General features: G+C 71.9%; 14 protein-coding genes. 10 read left to right on the top strand and 4 right to left on the bottom strand.

Going from position 1 to position 16,292, the window contains the following annotated elements; genetic code table 11:
* Nucleotides 1-27: 27 nt before the first annotated feature.
* From ACGFIQ_RS02045 to ACGFIQ_RS02030, 4 genes are all read right to left on the bottom strand, one after another.
* A complete protein-coding gene (locus tag ACGFIQ_RS02045) occupies nt 28-1,092 on the bottom strand; it encodes an NADH:flavin oxidoreductase/NADH oxidase (protein WP_393237870.1) in 1,065 nt (354 codons plus the stop codon).
* A 70-nt stretch (nt 1,093-1,162) separates the two neighbouring features.
* Nucleotides 1,163-2,455 carry a dicarboxylate/amino acid:cation symporter gene (locus tag ACGFIQ_RS02040; protein ID WP_393240298.1) on the bottom strand — a complete coding sequence of 431 codons (1,293 nt, stop codon included), beginning with the start codon at nt 2,453-2,455 and terminating at the stop codon, nt 1,163-1,165.
* A 200-nt stretch (nt 2,456-2,655) separates the two neighbouring features.
* On the bottom strand, nt 2,656-3,333 hold the full coding sequence (locus ACGFIQ_RS02035; protein ID WP_393237867.1) for a DUF998 domain-containing protein: 678 nt from the start codon (nt 3,331-3,333) through the stop codon (nt 2,656-2,658).
* Nucleotides 3,326-4,291, bottom strand: coding sequence for a glutathione S-transferase family protein (locus tag ACGFIQ_RS02030; RefSeq protein WP_393237864.1), 966 nt, complete (start codon nt 4,289-4,291; stop codon nt 3,326-3,328). Before ACGFIQ_RS02030 ends, ACGFIQ_RS02035 begins: the two co-directional genes overlap by 8 nt.
* A 106-nt stretch (nt 4,292-4,397) precedes the next feature.
* On the opposite strand from ACGFIQ_RS02030, the gene pcaF reads away from it, so the two are divergent.
* The 10 genes from pcaF to ACGFIQ_RS01980 all read left to right on the top strand — a co-directional run bounded on the left by pcaF (nt 4,398) and on the right by ACGFIQ_RS01980 (nt 16,187).
* A complete protein-coding gene (pcaF, locus tag ACGFIQ_RS02025; RefSeq protein WP_393237861.1) occupies nt 4,398-5,603 on the top strand; it encodes a 3-oxoadipyl-CoA thiolase in 1,206 nt (401 codons plus the stop codon).
* A 101-nt stretch (nt 5,604-5,704) separates the two neighbouring features.
* Nucleotides 5,705-6,517, top strand: coding sequence for an SAM-dependent methyltransferase (locus ACGFIQ_RS02020; protein WP_393237858.1), 813 nt, complete (start codon nt 5,705-5,707; stop codon nt 6,515-6,517).
* A 5-nt stretch (nt 6,518-6,522) separates the two neighbouring features.
* Entirely contained in the window at nt 6,523-8,685 is a 2,163-nt protein-coding gene (locus ACGFIQ_RS02015) for a putative bifunctional diguanylate cyclase/phosphodiesterase (protein WP_393237855.1), read from the top strand.
* 129 nt (nt 8,686-8,814) lie between these two features.
* Nucleotides 8,815-9,315: a DUF456 domain-containing protein gene (locus ACGFIQ_RS02010; RefSeq protein ID WP_393237852.1), complete on the top strand. Its 501-nt coding sequence runs from the start codon at nt 8,815-8,817 to the stop codon at nt 9,313-9,315.
* Nucleotides 9,316-9,591: 276 nt separating this feature from the next.
* On the top strand, nt 9,592-11,178 hold the full coding sequence (locus ACGFIQ_RS02005; protein WP_393237850.1) for an amino acid permease: 1,587 nt from the start codon (nt 9,592-9,594) through the stop codon (nt 11,176-11,178).
* 116 nt (nt 11,179-11,294) lie between these two features.
* Entirely contained in the window at nt 11,295-12,659 is a 1,365-nt protein-coding gene (locus ACGFIQ_RS02000; protein ID WP_393237847.1) for a glutamine synthetase family protein, read from the top strand.
* Nucleotides 12,660-12,787: 128 nt separating this feature from the next.
* Nucleotides 12,788-14,131: an aldehyde dehydrogenase family protein gene (locus tag ACGFIQ_RS01995; RefSeq protein WP_393240295.1), complete on the top strand. Its 1,344-nt coding sequence runs from the start codon at nt 12,788-12,790 to the stop codon at nt 14,129-14,131.
* A gap of 5 nt (nt 14,132-14,136) precedes the next feature.
* Nucleotides 14,137-14,904: a 3-oxoacyl-ACP reductase gene (locus tag ACGFIQ_RS01990; protein WP_357553754.1), complete on the top strand. Its 768-nt coding sequence runs from the start codon at nt 14,137-14,139 to the stop codon at nt 14,902-14,904.
* On the top strand, nt 14,901-15,593 hold the full coding sequence (locus ACGFIQ_RS01985; RefSeq protein WP_393237842.1) for a gamma-glutamyl-gamma-aminobutyrate hydrolase family protein: 693 nt from the start codon (nt 14,901-14,903) through the stop codon (nt 15,591-15,593). The genes ACGFIQ_RS01990 and ACGFIQ_RS01985 overlap by 4 nt, the downstream gene beginning before the upstream one ends.
* Nucleotides 15,594-15,635: 42 nt before the next feature.
* Nucleotides 15,636-16,187, top strand: coding sequence for a pyridoxamine 5'-phosphate oxidase family protein (locus ACGFIQ_RS01980; protein ID WP_393237839.1), 552 nt, complete (start codon nt 15,636-15,638; stop codon nt 16,185-16,187).
* The last annotated feature ends 105 nt before the right edge of the window (nt 16,188-16,292 follow it).

The following is a 16,292-nucleotide window of genomic DNA, read 5'->3' as shown; positions in this document are numbered from 1 at the left end:
GTTCCCGGCAGCCGTCCGAGCGGGGGATCAGGCGCGGGCGTACTGCGCGGGCCCGCTGTGGACGACGCCGAGCTTGGCGGCGGCCCGGCGCGGCCAGTACGGGTCGCGCAGCAACTCCCGGCCGAGCAGCACCAGGTCGGCCTCGCCGCCGGCCACGATCTGCTCGGCGTGCTCGGGCTCCACGATCAGGCCCACCGCGCCGGTCGGCACGCCGGCCCCGCGGCGGATCTGGGCGGCCAGCGGCACCTGGTAGCCGGGGCCGAGCGTGATGCGCTGGTCCGGGCTCACCCCGCCGGAGGAGGCGTCGACCAGGTCCACGCCGACTCCGGCCAGCTCGCCGGCGAGCACCACGCTGTCCTCGATCGTCCAGCCGCCCTCGACCCAGTCGGTGGCGGAGATCCGGGTGAGCACCGGCACGTCCTCGCCGACCGCGGCGCGCACCGCGCGGGCCACCTCCAGGGTGAGTCGCATCCGGGCGGCCCGGTCGCCGCCGTAGCCGTCGGTGCGGTGGTTGGTCAGCGGGGAGAGGAACTCGTTGAGCAGGTAACCGTGCGCGGCGTGGATCTCCACGGCGGCGAAGCCGGCGGCCAGCGCGCGTTCGGCTCCGGCGGCGAACGCGTCGACCACACCGGCGATGCCGGCCTCGTCGAGGGCTGTCGGCGTCCGGTAGCCGGCGGTGAACGGCTCCGAACCGGGAGCGACGGGCGTCCAGCCGCCCTCGGTGTCCGGTACGCCGCCGCGTTCCGGCGCCCACGGGCGGTAGGTGGAGGCCTTGAACCCGGCGTGCGCGAGTTGCACGGCCGGCACCGCGCCGTGTGCGGCGACGAACGCGGTCACCGGCCGCCAGGCGTCGACGTGCGCGCCGGACCACAGCCCGGTGTCCTGCGGGCTGATCCGCCCCTCGGGGAGCACGGCGGTCGCCTCGGTCAGCACCAGGCCGGCGCCGCCGACGGCGCGACTGCCGAGGTGGACCAGATGCCAGTCGGTGGGCAGACCATCCGGGCCGGCCGAGTACTGACACATGGGCGCCAGGGCGATCCGGTTGGGCAGGGTGACGGCGCGCAGGGCCAGGGGAGTGAACAGGGAGCTCATGGGGGTCATCCTCTCGAAGACGGCGACCGGCCCCTGCGGGGAGGGGCCGGTCGCCGTCGGTGTGCTGTGGTCAGGCGGGAACGGGGGTCAGCTCGGGGCGGGTCTCCGCGACCGGCTCCGGGTCGGTCAGGTCGCGTCGACCGGCGGACTCGTACGCGGCCCGGTCCAGGGTGCCCTCGCGGGCGGCGACCACGGTCGGCACCAGGGCCTGCCCGGCCACGTTGGTGGCGGTGCGGATCATGTCCAGGATCGGGTCGATGGCCAGCAGCAGGCCGGCACCCGCCAGCGGCAGACCGAGCGTGCTGAGGGTCAGGGTGAGCATCACGATCGCGCCGGTCAGGCCGGCGGTGGCGGCCGAGCCGACCACCGAGACGAACGCGATCAGCAGGTAGTCGCCGACGCCGAGGTGCACGCCGAAGACCTGCGCCACGAAGATCGCGGCGAGGGCCGGGTAGATGGCGGCGCAGCCGTCCATCTTCGTGGTCGCGCCGAACGGCACCGCGAACGAGGCGTACTCGCGGGGCACGCCGAGGCGCTCGACGGAGCGCTGGGTCACCGGCATGGTGCCGACCGAGGAGCGGGACACGAAGGCCAGCTCGATCGCCGGCCAGGCGCCGGCGAAGAAGCGCAGCGGGTTGAGGCGGCCGGCGAGGATCAGCACCAGCGGGTAGACCACGAACAGCACGATGGCGCAGCCGACGTAGACGGCGGTGGTGAACTTCGCGAGGGGTGCCAGCAGGTCCCAGCCGTACGAGGCGACGGCGTTGCCGATCAGGCCGAGGGTGCCGATCGGGGCGAGCCGGATGACCCACCAGAGCGCCTTCTGGACGATCTCCAGCAGGGAGCGGTTCAGCGCCACGAACGGTTCGGCGGCGTCACCGACCAGCAGGGCCGCGGCGCCGATGACGACGGCGAGGAACACGATCTGCAGGACGTTGCCCTCGACGAACGCGCCGACCGGGTTGGTGGGCACGATGCCGGTGAGGAAGTCGGTCCAGGAGCCGGTCTTCTTCGGCGCCGTGGCGCCACCCAGGTCGAGGGTCACGCCCTTGCCCGGGTTGGTGAGCAGGCCGAGGCCGATGCCGATGCTCACCGCGATCAGCGCGGTGATGCCGAACCACAGCAGGGTCCTGAGGGCGAGCCGGGCGGCGTTGGCCACGCCGCGCAGGCTGACCACGCTGACCACGATGGCGGTGAAGACCAGCGGCGGTACGGCGAGCTTGAGTAGCTGGACGAAGAGGCTGCCGACGGTGTGCAGGGTGCTGGTCAGCCAGCTCAGGTCGTTGCTGCGGGCAACGAAGCCGAGCGCGACGCCGAGCACGAGGCCGAGCAGGATCTGCACGGCGAAGGGAATTTTGCGCAGGCTGAAGGGCATGAGGAAGCTATCCAATTGTCCGGTCTGATCAGGGCAGGCGTGGGAAGGCGACTAACCCGGACAGATGCCACTGGCCTGTAGTCGGAGATCGACATACAGGCGGACAGTGAGGCCCCAGACATTGCTCATCGCCAACCGACGTTACGCCGCCAGTGGCGTATCGCAAGGAGCGGTTGGCGTGAGGATCCTTACCAGGGCGTTGCCTGCCGGTGGTCCAGGGCCAGGGCGGTGGCGGTGGCGGTGGCGAGACCCCAGGCGACCACCAGCGCGAGGACCAGCCGTTCCAGCACACCCGCCAGCGCGCCCCGGCCGACGACGAGCATGGCCAGCCCGACCGTCGCGCACAGCGGCAGGGTCAGCGCGGCGGCAACGCCGGCCAGCCGACGCACCGCCGGCCCGGCCGGCCCGGACACGGCGAGCGTGAGCATGGCGAAGACCACCGACGCGGTTGCCGCGATGCTCGCGCCGCCGTGCACCAGATCCGCCGTGGTGGCGCGCTCGAAGGGCGGCAGCGGGCAGCCGGCGGAGCAGGTCACCGCCCCGGACACGGCGGCGAACACGGCACCGGTGGCGAGCAGCGCCGGCGCCGCCCACACCCCCGGGGGCAGCGCCGCGCCGAGCAGCAGCAACGCGCCGGCAAGGGCCAGGACCCCGATCCGGTACGTCGCGGCGTGTCCACTGCCGGCGATGCCCGCCTCACTGACGTACCCGGTGAGCCCCGGACCGGGACCGGCGGCCACGGCGAACGTCACCGCGACCGCACCGGCCAGCGCGCAGCCCGCCGCGGCGGAGGCGGCGACCCGGCGGGCGACGTCCGAGCCGGCCCTCGACGCGGTCGTGGTGCCGGACCGGCCCGGCTCAGCCACGCCCGTGTGGCGTGAGCCAGCCCGACTCGTCCGGCCCGAGGGGCACGATGCCGCTGGGGTTGATCTCCCGGTGTGTGCCGTAGTAGTGCCGCTTGATGTGGTCGAAGTCCACAGTCTCGCCGAAGCCCGGGGTCTGGAACAGGTCCCGGGCGTACGCCCACAGCACCGGCATCTCGGTCAGCTTGTTGCGGTTGCACTTGAAGTGGCCGTGGTAGGCGGCGTCGAAGCGGACCAGTGTGGTGAACAGCCGCACGTCGGCCTCGGTGATCGCGTCACCCAGCAGGTAACGCTGCCCGGCCAGCCGCTCGGAGAGCGCGTCCAACCGGGCGAAGAGCGCCCGGAACGCCTCGTCGTACGCCTCCTGGGAGGTGGCGAACCCGCACCGGTAGACGCCGTTGTTGACGTCGGCGTGGATCTGGGCCATCAGCGCGTCCATCTCCGGGCGCAGCGCGACCGGGTACAGGTCCGGTGCGTCGGGCGCGTGCAACGATCGCCACTCGGTGGAGAGGTCGAGGGTGAGCTGCGGGTAGTCGTTGGTGACCACCCGGCCGGTCAGGGTGTCGACGAGCGCCGGCACGGTCACCCGGCCGGTGTAGTCCGGGTCGGTGGCCAGGTACGCCTCGGAGAGGAAACCGACGCCGAGGACCGGGTCGAAGCCGTCCGGGTCGAGGGCGAACGCCCAGCCCCGTTCGTCGCGGATCGGGTCGACGGTGCCCAGTGAGATCGCGTCGTCCAGCCCGAGCAGGCCGCGCACGATCCTCGCCCGGTGCGCCCACGGGCACGCCCGGCACCAGACCAGCCGGTACCGGCCGGCCTCCAACGGCCAGCGGTCCTGCTCGTCCGGGCCGCCACCGGGTGGGGCGGTCGAGTCGGCGGTGACCCGCCCGGTGAACCGGTTGGGCTGGCGGACGAACGCGCCGCCGCCGCTGGTCTCTGCGCTGAACTGGGCCCGGGGCATGCCGCCAACCTATCCGCTGCCGGCGCGGATATCCTGGCGGCCGGCAGCCCCCGCGACCCGGTGGGCATGTCCCCACCCCCGCCGTCTGCACCCCTGAGGACTCGCGATGACCGTGGCATACCTGGTGGCCGGTGTCCGCACCCCGATCGGTCGGTACGCCGGCGCGCTGGCCGGCGTCCGCCCCGACGACCTGGCCGCGCACGTGATCCGCGAGTTGGTCGCCCGACACCCGTCGGTGGACTGGGCGCGGGTGGACGATGTGGTGCTCGGCTGCGCCAACCAGGCCGGCGAGGACAACCGCAACGTGGCCCGGATGGCGGCGCTGCTCGCCGGCCTGCCCGAGGAGGTGCCGGGCAGCACCGTCAACCGGCTCTGCGGCTCCGGCCTGGACGCCCTGGCCACCGCCGCCCGAGCCATCGTGGCCGGGGAGGCGGAGCTGATGATCGCCGGCGGGGTGGAGAGCATGAGCCGGGCGCCGTTCGTCATGCCGAAGGCGACGTCGGCGTACTCCCGCTCGGCCGAGGTGTACGACACCACGCTGGGCTGGCGGCTGGTCAACCCGTTGATGCGCGACGGGTGGGGGGTCGACTCGATGCCGGAGACGGCGGAGAACGTGGCCGCCGAGTACGGCGTCAGCCGTGCCGAGCAGGACGCCTTCGCGTACCGCTCGCAGCAGCGTGCGGCCAAGGCGCAGGCCGACGGCCGGTTCGCCGAGGAGATCGTGGCGGTGTCGGTGCCGGCCGGTCGACGCGAGACCCGGCTGGTCGAGGTCGACGAGCACCCCCGGGAGACCACGCTCGCGAAGTTGGCCGCGCTGCCCACCCCGTTCCGCGAGGGTGGCACGGTCACCGCGGGCAACTCCTCGGGCGTCAACGACGGCGCGGTCGCGCTGCTCGTCGCCAGCGAGGCGGCGGTCGCCCGGTACGGCCTCACCCCGCTGGCCCGGATCGGCGGTGCGGCGGTGGCCGGCGTACCACCCCGGATCATGGGGATCGGTCCGGTGCCGGCGACCCGCAAGTTGCTCGGCCGGGTGGGCGTCGAGGTGGGCGCGGTGGACGTGGTGGAGCTGAACGAGGCGTTCGCCGCGCAGTCCGTGGCGGTGTTGCGTGAGCTGGGGTTGCCCGTGGACGCCGACCACGTCAACCCGAACGGCGGCGCCATCGCGCTGGGGCACCCGCTCGGTGCCAGCGGGGCACGGCTGGCGCTGACCGCCGCCCTGGAGCTGCGCCGACGCGGTGGCCGGCGGGCGTTGGCCACCATGTGCATCGGCGTCGGTCAAGGCATCTCGCTGATGCTGGAGTCAGCCGCCTAGAGTGGTGCACACCACACGACCCGCGGGTCGGCCGGTGTTCGCGTACGCCCGTCGACGCCGGTGCCGTCCCGTGCAGCGGCGATGAACTGGGGAGCACACTGATGCCGGACGGACTACCGACCGAGATCGATCTGACCAGGCCGAGCGCGGCCCGGGTGTACGACTATTTTCTGGGTGGGGCACACAACTTCGAGATCGACAGGCGGCTGGCCGAACAGATCGCCAGCATGACCCCGAATCTCGCCGCCACCATGCGCTCCGGCCGGGAGTTCCTGCGTCGGGCCGTCCGGGTGTTGCTCGACGCCGGCATCGACCAGTTCCTCGACATCGGCTCCGGAATTCCCACCGTGGGCAATGTGCACGAGGTGGCTCAGCGGGTGAACCCGAAGGCCCGCGTGGTGTACGTCGACATCGACCCGGTGGCCGTCGCGCACAGCCGGGAGTTGCTCGCGGGCAACGAGCTGACCGGCGTCATCCACGCCGACCTGCGCGAGCCGGAGCGGATCCTCGCCGAGACCCGACAGCTCGGGCTCATCGACTTCGGCCGGCCGATGGGCATCCTGCTGGCCGGGGTGGTGCACTTCGTCCCGGACGCCGACCGTCCGGAGGAGATCCTGACCACCCTGCGGGCCGCCGCCGCACCGGGCAGCTACCTGGTCGTCTCGCACTCCACCTTCGAGGACCAGCCGCAGGAGATGCTGGACGCCCAGCGGCTCTCCGCCCGGACGGCCACCGAGATCACCCTGCGCTCCCGTGCCCAGGTCACCGGTTTCTTCGGCGACTGGACGGTCCTCGACCCGGGTGTGGTGCACATGCCGCTCTGGCGTCCCGACTCACCGTCCGACGTGGACGAGCACCCGGAGCGGTTCGGTGCCTTCGGCGGCGTCGCCCGGTACGACCAGCCCGCCGGCTGATCGACATGGCCGCCGTCCCGGACCCGGTCGGGGTCGACGCCGGCCGGGCCGACGTCCAGGGGTTCGCCGCGGACTGGGCCCGCGCGGTCCGTCGCCTCGGGTTCGTGCCGTTCAGCGCGGCCGAGACCGAACGGCTGCTGCTGACGCACACGATCCGGCTGGCGGAGGCGGTGTCGGCCGAGCCGTTCCACTCCGGCCCCGCCGAGGAGGTCGGGCGGGCGCTTGTCGAGGCGCACCTCAGCGAGCCGCGAGCCCTGGAGTGGACGCTGAGCGCACTCGGTTCGGACTTCTCGCGGCGCGTACTCGGTGCTGCCGACCGGCCGGCGGACCTGGCGGAGCGGATCGCGGCGCTGCAGGGCCGGCTGGCCGCCGGGTTCGCCCGCGCCCTGCGCGACCGCACCTTCAGCCAGCAGGAGCGGATCGCCCAGTCTGCCTGGCAGGCGCGTGACCAGGTCGAGCAGGCGCTGCGCGACAGCGAGGCCCGGTTCCGGGCGGTCTTCACCGGCGCCGCCATCGGGATCGGTATCGCCGGCGTCGACGGTCAGATCATCGACGTCAACCAGGCGTTCGCCGACATGCTCGGCTACTCGATCGAGGAGTTGCGCGAGATCAACGTGGCGGCGCTGTTCCACGCCGACGACGCCGCCGGGATGTGGGAGCTCTACCAGGAGCTGATCGAGGGCAAACACGACGCCGCCCGGGTGGAGAAGCGCTACCACCGCAAGGACGGCAGCGTGGTCTGGACGGATCTGGCCGTCTCGCTGATCCGGCACGGCGACGGCCGACCCCGGTTCACCGTCGCGATGATCGAGGACATCACCGAGCGGTACGAACTCCAGCAGCGGCTGCGCTTCCAGGCGCTGCACGACCCGCTGACCGGGCTGCCCAACCGGACGCTGTTCTTCGAGACGCTGGGTCGGGTCCTCGACGCCGCAGGCACCGGGCAGCGGGTCGGGGTGTGCTTCCTCGACCTGGACGGCTTCAAGGCGATCAACGACAGCCTCGGTCACGACCTCGGCGACCAACTGCTGGTGATGATCGGCCGCAGGCTGGCCGCGTGCGTGGCCGACCGCGGCCACCTGGTCGCCCGGATGGGTGGCGACGAGTTCGTGATCCTCGTCGACGGAGGGGACGACATCGACGACGCGGTGGCCGTCGCGGAGTCCGCGTTGGCCGCCGTCGCGGCCCCGGTGCACGTCGGAGACCACCAGTTGGCCGTCTCGGCAAGTGTGGGCATCGTGCAGTGCCCGGCGGCGGAGACCACCGCGTCGGAGCTGATGAAGGCGGCGGACACCACGCTCTACTGGGCCAAGGGAGCGGGCCGGGGCCGCTGGGCCGTGTACGACCCGGAGCGCAGCGCCCGGGACATCGCCCGGTCGGCACTCGTCGCCGGGCTGCCGGCCGCCCTGGACCGGGGCGAGTTCGTGCTGCACTACCAGCCGATCGTGTCGCTGCTGGAGGGCACGATGCTCGCGGTGGAGGCGCTGGTCAGATGGGACCACCCGGAGTTTGGTCTGATCGGGCCGGACCGGTTCATCGGCCTGGCCGAGGAGACCGGCCTGATCGTCCGGCTCGGCGAGTGGGTGCTGCGGCAGGCCTGTCAGGACGCCGAGCGGTGGCGGCGGGAGTTCCCCGACGCCCGGCTGGTGGTCAGCGTCAACCTGGCCGCGCGGCAGGCCGACGACCCGGCGATCGTGGACACGGTGGCCGACGTGCTGCACACCAGCGGGCTGCCCGCCGAGCTGCTCCAGCTGGAGCTGACCGAGAGCGCCGTGATGGGCAGCGCCGGTGAGCCGCTGCGCAGCCTCTATCGGCTCGCCGCGCTCGGTGTCCGGCTGGCCGTGGACGACTTCGGTACCGGTTACTCCAACCTGGCGTACCTGCGGCGGTTGCCGATCCACTGCCTGAAGCTCGCCGGCCCGTTCGTCGAGGGCATCCGCGCCGACGGGACCGACGTCGCCGCCGACCACCGCGACGAACGGATCGTCGACGCGTTGGTCCGGTTGGCGCACGCCCTGGAGCTGTGGGTCACCGCCGAGGCGGTGGAGACCGGGGTGCAGGCGGAACGGCTGCGGGCGCTGCGCTGCGACACCGGGCAGGGCCGGTACTTCGGCGCCCCGGCCCCGGCCGACGAGATCACCGCCCGGCTGCGGGGCGGGGCGACGTGAGCGGGGGTGGGGTGGCGGCGGTTGGCGCGGCCACACCACCGTGGACCGCCCGCCGGACGGCGTGCGCGAGGGGCACCTGCGGTCCGGTCGGCTCGGTCCGGTCGGATGGCGGCGATGGAAGGTGGCGGCGTGGATCTGACGGATTCGCAGACGGCGGTGACAGTGGTGGCCGGGCTGGCCATCCTGGCCGGGTTGGCCGGCGTGGTGGTGCCCGGCCTGCCGGCGCTGCCGCTGTGCTGGGGCGGCGTACTGGTCTGGGCGATCTTCGGCGGTGCCGGGACGGGCGGGTGGGCGGTGTTCGCCGCCGCCACCGTCGTCGCGGCGGGCGGCACCGTGATCAAGTACGCGTGGCCGGGTCGCAACCTGAAGCGCACCGGTGTGCCGACGTCCACGCTGCTCGCCGGCGGGGTGCTCGGCATCGTCGGGTTCTTCGTGGTGCCGGTCGTCGGGCTGGTGCTCGGCTTCGTGGCCGGGGTGTGGGCGGCGGAGCGACTGCGGCTGGGCAGCAACCAGCTGGCGTGGCCGTCCACCGTGCAGGCCCTGAAGGCGGCCGGCCTGTCGATGCTCGTGGAGTTCCTGGCCGGCCTCGTGGTCGCAGCCCTCTGGGTAACCGGCCTCCTCCTAACCTGACCCCCGCCCGGGGCGCGGGGCACTTTTGGGTACGGCGGGATGCCGTGTGTGAGAGAGAGGCGTGCCCCGCGCCGTGGGCCGGGCGGTCCGAGTGCCCGGGAGTGGCCCGTGGATCGGGCCTGGTCACGGGGTCAAGGATGCGGGTCGGAGCGGTCGGACGGCAACGCAATTAGCCCTCCGGCGGTGAGATTCCCACCCGCGATGTATTGACCGTCTTGATCGGCCGGGTCGACACTTTGCGCACTCGCACGCGGAACCACCTCAGGGAGGTGTGCAGTGGCAACGACCCCGATGCCGACCGCCGAGCAACCGATGGACGACGACGCCCGACGGCTCGCCGAACTCGGCTACAAACAGGAGTTGCGCCGCAAGTGGAGTGGCTTCTCCAACTTCGCCATCTCGTTCTCGATCATCTCGATCCTGGCCGGCTGCTTCACCACCTTCGGTCAGGCGTGGAACAACGGCGGGCCGGTCGCCATCTCCTGGGGATGGCCGCTGATCTCGCTGTTCATCCTGATCATCGGCTTCTGCCTGGCCGAGTTGGTGTCGGCGTACCCGACCGCGGGCGGGATCTACTGGTGGGCGGCCACCATGGGGCGCCCGGTGCACGGCTGGTTCACCGGCTGGTTGAACCTGATCGGCCTGGTCGCGGTCACCGCCTCGGTCGACTACGGCTGCGCGACGTTTCTCAACCTCACCCTGTCGGCGCTCTTCGACGGCTGGGCCGGGACGCTGCGGCAGGCGTTCTTCCTCTTCGTGATCATCCTGGTGCTGCACGGTCTGATCAACATCTTCGGGCACCGGATCATCGACGTACTCCAGAACGTCTCGGTCTGGTGGCACGTGGCCGGCGCGGCCGTCGTGGTGGCCATCCTGGTCCTGGTGCCCGACAACCACCAGAGCTTCCAGTTCGTGTTCACCGAGCGGTTCAACAACTCCGGCTTCGGCGACGGCGACACCGGCGGGCTGACGTTCTGGTTCTTCGTGCTGCCGCTGGGCTTCCTGCTGACCCAGTACACGATCACCGGTTTCGACGCCTGCGCGCACGTCTCCGAGGAGACCCGGGACGCCTCGCAGGCGGCGGCCCGGGGGCTCTGGCAGTCGATCTTCTATTCGGCGATCGGGGGTTGGATCCTGCTGCTGGCGTTCCTCTTCGCGGCCACCGACGTCGAGGCGGTCAACGCCGCGGGCGGCTTCTCCGGTGCGATCTTCGAGTCCGCGTTGACCCCGGTCTTCTTCAAGATCGTCATCATCATCTCCACCATCGGCCAGTTCTTCTGCGGGATGAGTTGCGTGACCTCGATGAGCCGGATGGCGTACGCGTTCAGCCGGGACCGGGCGGTGCCCGGGTGGCGACTCTGGTCGACAGTCGACCGCAACGGCACCCCGGTCAAGGCGATCATCGGCGCGACCCTGGCCGGCCTGGTGCTGACCCTGCCGGCGCTCTACGAGAGTTCGGCCGGCATCCCGATCGCCTTCTACGCGGTGGTCTCCGTCGCGGTTCTCGGGCTCTACCTGTCGTTTCTCATCCCGATCGCGCTGCGACTGCGGATGGGCGACCGGTTCGTGCCCGGCCCGTGGACGCTCGGGCGGAAGTACAAGCCGCTCGGCTGGATCGCGGTGATCGAGATCGCGATCATCGCCGTCTACTTCGTGCTGCCGATCGTGCCCGCCGGGGTGCCCGGCAACGACGACTTCACCTGGTCGGCGGTGAACTACGCGCCGCTGGCCGTGGGCGGGGTGCTGCTGGTGGTCGCCGTGTGGTGGTACGCCTCGGCCCGTAGGTGGTTCACCGGCCCCGTGCGTACCGTCGAGGAGCGTGCGCCGGCGGACGAGGCGGCACCGGTCGACGGCCCGGCCTGAGTCGGTGCCCGGCGGGATGGGCGGCGCGCCCGTCCCGCCGGGTTTGCCGCCGTCGCCATCGGGGGCATTGACGGTGATCCGGTTTGCCAGTAGACCTTGGTGATGGAGGCCCGCGCATGACGAAAGCTCCGTTCACGCTGGAAGAGTTGCGGGTCGCCGTCCAGGCCGGCGAGATCGACACCGTGGTGCTGGCCCTTGTCGACATGCAGGGTCGGCTGCAGGGCAAGCGGTTCCACGCGCCGTTCTTCCTCGACCAGGTGGTCGAGCACGGCAGCGAGGGCTGCAACTACCTGCTCGCCGTCGACGTCGACATGAACCCCGTCGACGGGTATGCGATGTCGAGCTGGGACCGCGGCTACGGCGACTTCGCGATGGTGCCGGACCTCGGCACGTTGCGCAGGATGCCCTGGCAGCCGGGCTCCGCGCTGCTGCTGGCCGACCTGACCTGGCTCGACGGTTCGGGTGACGTGGTCGCCTCGCCCCGGCAGATCCTGCGCCGGCAACTGGCCCGGTTGGCCGAGCACGGGCTGACCGCGTACGCGGGCACCGAGTTGGAGTTCGTGCTGTTCCGCGACTCGTACGAGGACGCCTGGCGGCGCGGTTACCGCGATCTCACGCCGGCCAACCAGTACAACGTGGACTACTCGCTGCTCGGCACCGCGCGGGTGGAGCCGCTGCTGCGCCGGATCCGCACCGAGATGGCCGGCGCGGGGCTCACGCCGGAGAGCGCCAAGGGTGAGTGCAACCTCGGCCAGCACGAGATCGCGTTCCGGTACGACGAGGCGGTCGCCTGCGCCGACCACCACGTGATCTACAAGAACGGTGCCAAGGAGATCGCCGCCCAGGAGGGGATGGCGATCACCTTCATGGCCAAGCCGAACGAGCGGGAGGGCAACTCCTGCCACATCCACTTCTCGCTGCGCGACGGCAACGGTCGCTCGGCGATGCTCGGTGACGGGCCGGCGCACCTGTCGCCGACCGGGCAGCGGGTGCTGGCCGGGCTGCTGGCCACCATGCGGGAGTTCAGCCTGCTGTTCGCCCCCAACATCAACTCCTACAAGCGCTACCAGCCCGGGTCGTTCGCCCCGACCGCGCTGCGCTGGGGCGTGGACAACCGCACCTGCGCGCTGCGGGTGGTGGGGCACGGGCAGGGCATGCGTGTGGAAAACCGGGTGCCCGGTGCCGACGTCAACCCGTACCTGGCGATCGCCGGGCTGGTCGCCGGCGCACTGCACGGCATCGACGGGGAGTTGGAGTTGGGCGAGGAGTGCGCCGGCAACGCGTACGACGACCCGGAGGCCGAGCGCGTCCCCAGCACCCTGCGCGACGCCCTGACCCTCTGGGAGGCGTCGACGGTGGCCCGGGAGGCGTTCGGCGAAGAGGTGGTAGCCCACTACGCCAATCAAGCAAAAGTAGAGCTGAAGGCCTTCGAAGCGGCGGTAACAGACTGGGAGCTGACCCGTGGCTTCGAACGCCTCTAGCCCCCACCCCTTCACCGGGTCGATCATGGACTTGTGGTGGGCGGAAAGTCGCCTGAGGCGGCTTTTGTGAGGCACCACAACTCCATGATCGACTGGTGTGGCGAGGGGTGGGGCGTGTGACGGTACTGGTGGATCCGGCTTCTGGGGTTGCTCTTCGGGAGGTTGCTGCGGCTTCGGTGGAGGACGTGGACGGGGCGATCTCGCGGGCCGCTTCGGCCTTTGCCACCTGGCGTTCCGTTGCGGCGGGGGATCGGGCTCGGTTGCTGCGGCGGTTCGCCGCCGTCGTGGACGCGCACCTGGAGGAACTGGCCCTGCTGGAGGTGCGCAACTCGGGGCACACCATCGGCAACGCCCGGTGGGAGGCCGGCAACGTCCGCGACGTCCTGGACTACTACGCCGGTGCGCCCGAGCGGCTGACCGGGCGACAGATCCCGGTGCCGGGCGGGTTGGACGTCACCTTCCACGAGCCACTCGGCGTGGTCGGCGTGATCGTGCCGTGGAACTTCCCGATGCCGATCGCCGCCTGGGGGTTCGTCCCGGCCCTCGCCGCCGGCAACACAGTGGTGCTCAAGCCCGCCGAGCTGACCCCGCTCACCGCGCTGCGGCTGGCCGAGTTGGCCCGCGAGGCGGGCCTGCCCGACGGCGTGTTCACCGTGCTCCCGGGCCAGGGCGCGGTGGTGGGGGAGCGGTTCGTCACCCATCCCGCGGTCCGCAAGATCTGCTTCACCGGCTCCACCGAGGTCGGCACCCGGATCATGGCCGGCTGTGCCGCCCAGGTGAAGCGACTCACCCTGGAGTTGGGCGGCAAGAGCGCGAACATCGTTTTCGCCGACGCCGACCTGGAACGGGCCGCCGCGACCGCGCCGGGCGCGGTCTTCGACAACGCCGGCCAGGACTGCTGCGCACGGTCGCGGATCCTGGTCCAGCGCACGGTGTACGACAGGTTCCTGGAACTGCTCGAACCAGCGGTACGCGCGGTGCGGGTGGAGGACCCGTCGGGCGAGGGCGCCGAGATGGGTCCGCTGATCTCCGCCGCCCAACGCGACCGGGTCGCCGGCTACCTGCCCGGTGCGCGTGTCGCGTTCACCGGCTCCTGCCCCGACGGGCCCGGCTTCTGGCACGCGCCCACCGTGCTGCTGGCCGACTCGCCGGCCGACCGGCACTGGCGGGAGGAGATCTTCGGCCCGGTGGTCTCGGTGCTGCCGTTCGACGACGAGGCCGAGGCGGTCCGGCTCGCCAACGACACCGAGTACGGGCTCTCCGGCTCGATCTGGACCCGGGACGTGGGTCGGGCGCTGCGGATGGCCCGTGCCGTCGACTCGGGCAACCTCAGCGTCAACTCGCACTCCTCGGTGCGCTACTGGACCCCGTTCGGCGGGATGAAGCGTTCCGGGCTCGGCCGTGAGCTGGGCCCAGATGCGCTGCATTCCTTCACCGACGTCAAGAACGTGTTCATCGCGACAGAGGAGTGACGCCAGTGCAGGGTCGGTTGCAGGACCGGGTGGCCGTGGTCACCGGAGCGGGCAGCGGCATCGGGTTGGCCACCGTGCGGCGGTTCGCCGCCGAGGGTGCCCGGGTGGTCTGCGTGGACATCGACGCGGAGGCCGGCACGAGGGCCGCGCAGGAGTGCGGCGGCGAGTTCGTGGCCACCGACGTGGCCGACGAGTCGGCGGTACGCGACCTGTTCGACGGGGTGGCCGACCGGCACGGGCGGGTGGACATCGCGTTCAACAACGCCGGCATCTCCCCGCCCGACGACGACTCCATCCTGGACACCGGCCTGGACGCGTGGGAGCGGGTGCTGCGGGTCAACACCACGAGCGTCTACCTCTGCTGCAAGTACGCGATACCGCACATGCGCCGCCAGGGCAGGGGTTCGATCATCAACACGGCGTCGTTCGTGGCGCTGATGGGGGCGGCGACGTCGCAGATCGCGTACACCGCGAGCAAGGGCGGGGTGCTGGCGATGACCCGGGAGTTGGGTGTGCAGTTCGCCCGCGAGGGCATCCGGGTCAACGCGCTCTGTCCCGGCCCGGTGGCCACCCCGTTGTTGCTGGAGCTGTTCGCCGCCGACCCGGAGCGGGCCGCCCGCCGGCTGGTGCACGTGCCGATGGGCCGGTTCGGGCAACCCGAGGAGATCGCCGCCGCGGTGGCGTTCCTGGCCAGCGACGACGCCTCGTTCATGACCGCCGCGCAGTTCGTGGTCGACGGCGGCATCACCGGCGCCTACGTCACACCCCTGTGAGGAGGCCGCTGATCGGGATCAGCTCGTATGTCGAACCCGTCGACTGGGCGGCCTGGCGGGGCGTGCGGGCCGTGCTGGTGCCCGAGGCGTACGCGCGGGCGGTGACGGCGGCGGGTGGCCGTGCGGTGGTCCTGCCGCCCGACGACGTGGACGGCGACGTGGTGGCCGCCCTGGACGGGCTGCTGCTGGCCGGTGGCGCCGACGTGGGTCCGGGGCGGTACGGCCAGCGGCCCGACCCGCGCACCGAGGATCGGCCGGACCGGGATGCCGGTGAGCTGGTGCTGTTGGCCGCCGCGCTCGCCGCCGGGCTGCCGGTGCTGGGGGTGTGTCGGGGGATGCAGTTGCTCGCCGTCGCCTACGGCGGCACCCTGCACCAGCACCTGCCCGACGTGGTGGGCCACGAGGGGCACCGTCCGGCGCCCGGCGTCTACGGGACCCACGCGGTGCGGTTCGCCCCGGGGAGTCTGGCCGCGCGGGTGCTGACCGGGGTGGACCGGGTGAACTCGTACCACCACCAGGCGGTCGCCGACCCGGGCCGACTCACGGTCACCGGGTGGGCCCAGGACGGCGTGGTCGAGGCGGTCGAGGATCCGGCGCTGCCGTTCGTGCTCGGCGTGCAGTGGCATCCGGAGAACGAACCGGACCCCCGCCCGATCACCGCGCTGGTCCGGGCATGCGGTGTGACGTAGCTCGCCGCGGTCGGTTGGTGGGGCCGGTGGGAGGATCGGCGCATGGGCAAGGTCTATCCGGAGATCGACAGTCGGCTACGTGACTTCATCGCGGGCCAGCCGGTCTTCTTCGTGGCCACCGCGGCGTCCGACGTCGAGGGGCATGTCAACGTCTCACCGAAGGGCATGCGGGGCACGTTCGTCATCCTCGGCCCGCACCGGGTGGCCTACCTCGACTATCACGGCAGCGGGGCGGAGACCATCGCCCACCTGCGCGACAACGGCCGGATCACGCTGATGTTCTGCGCCTTCGACGGGCCACCGAAGATCGTCCGACTGCAGGGCCGGGGCCACAGCGTCGCGGTCACCGAGGACGCCTTCGCCGACCGGCTGGCCGAGTTTCCCGCACCGCCGGACGTGCACGCCGTCCGGGCCGTGATCACCGTCGACGTGGACCGGGTCAGCGACTCGTGCGGCTACGCGGTGCCCCTGATGGACTTCCGCGCCGAGCGCGACCTGTTACTCACCTCACACTCCCGTCGTAGCGCGGATGACCTGGTGGTCTATCGGGCCACCAAGAACGCCACGAGCATCGACGGGCTGCCGGTCTTCTGACTGGTCGGGCACCCCGCCGACCGCCGCTCGTCGCGGTGCGCGCCCGCACTGTCCGGTGCCGGACGGCTCGCGCGTAGGTAAACAGCGCCCGACCGTCGTGTTGCG

The sequence above is a fragment of the Micromonospora sp. NPDC048898 genome (assembly GCF_043198035.1).
Taxonomy (GTDB): domain Bacteria; phylum Actinomycetota; class Actinomycetes; order Mycobacteriales; family Micromonosporaceae; genus Micromonospora.
The sequence above is the reverse complement of the archived record's forward strand: the minus strand, read 5'-3'. Positions and strand labels throughout refer to the sequence as shown.

What these genes read in the sequence shown, in the direction of transcription:
- ACGFIQ_RS02045 (WP_393237870.1), bottom strand. Translation starts at nt 1,092, where the DNA reads ATGAGCTCCCTGTTCACTCCCCTGGCCCTGCGCGCCGTCACCCTGCCC.
- ACGFIQ_RS02030 (WP_393237864.1), bottom strand. Translation starts at nt 4,291, where the DNA reads ATGCCCCGGGCCCAGTTCAGCGCAGAGACCAGCGGCGGCGGCGCGTTC.
- pcaF (WP_393237861.1), top strand. Translation starts at nt 4,398, where the DNA reads ATGACCGTGGCATACCTGGTGGCCGGTGTCCGCACCCCGATCGGTCGG.
- ACGFIQ_RS02020 (WP_393237858.1), top strand. Translation starts at nt 5,705, where the DNA reads ATGCCGGACGGACTACCGACCGAGATCGATCTGACCAGGCCGAGCGCG.
- ACGFIQ_RS02015 (WP_393237855.1), top strand. Translation starts at nt 6,523, where the DNA reads ATGGCCGCCGTCCCGGACCCGGTCGGGGTCGACGCCGGCCGGGCCGAC.
- ACGFIQ_RS02000 (WP_393237847.1), top strand. Translation starts at nt 11,295, where the DNA reads ATGACGAAAGCTCCGTTCACGCTGGAAGAGTTGCGGGTCGCCGTCCAG.
- ACGFIQ_RS01980 (WP_393237839.1), top strand. Translation starts at nt 15,636, where the DNA reads ATGGGCAAGGTCTATCCGGAGATCGACAGTCGGCTACGTGACTTCATC.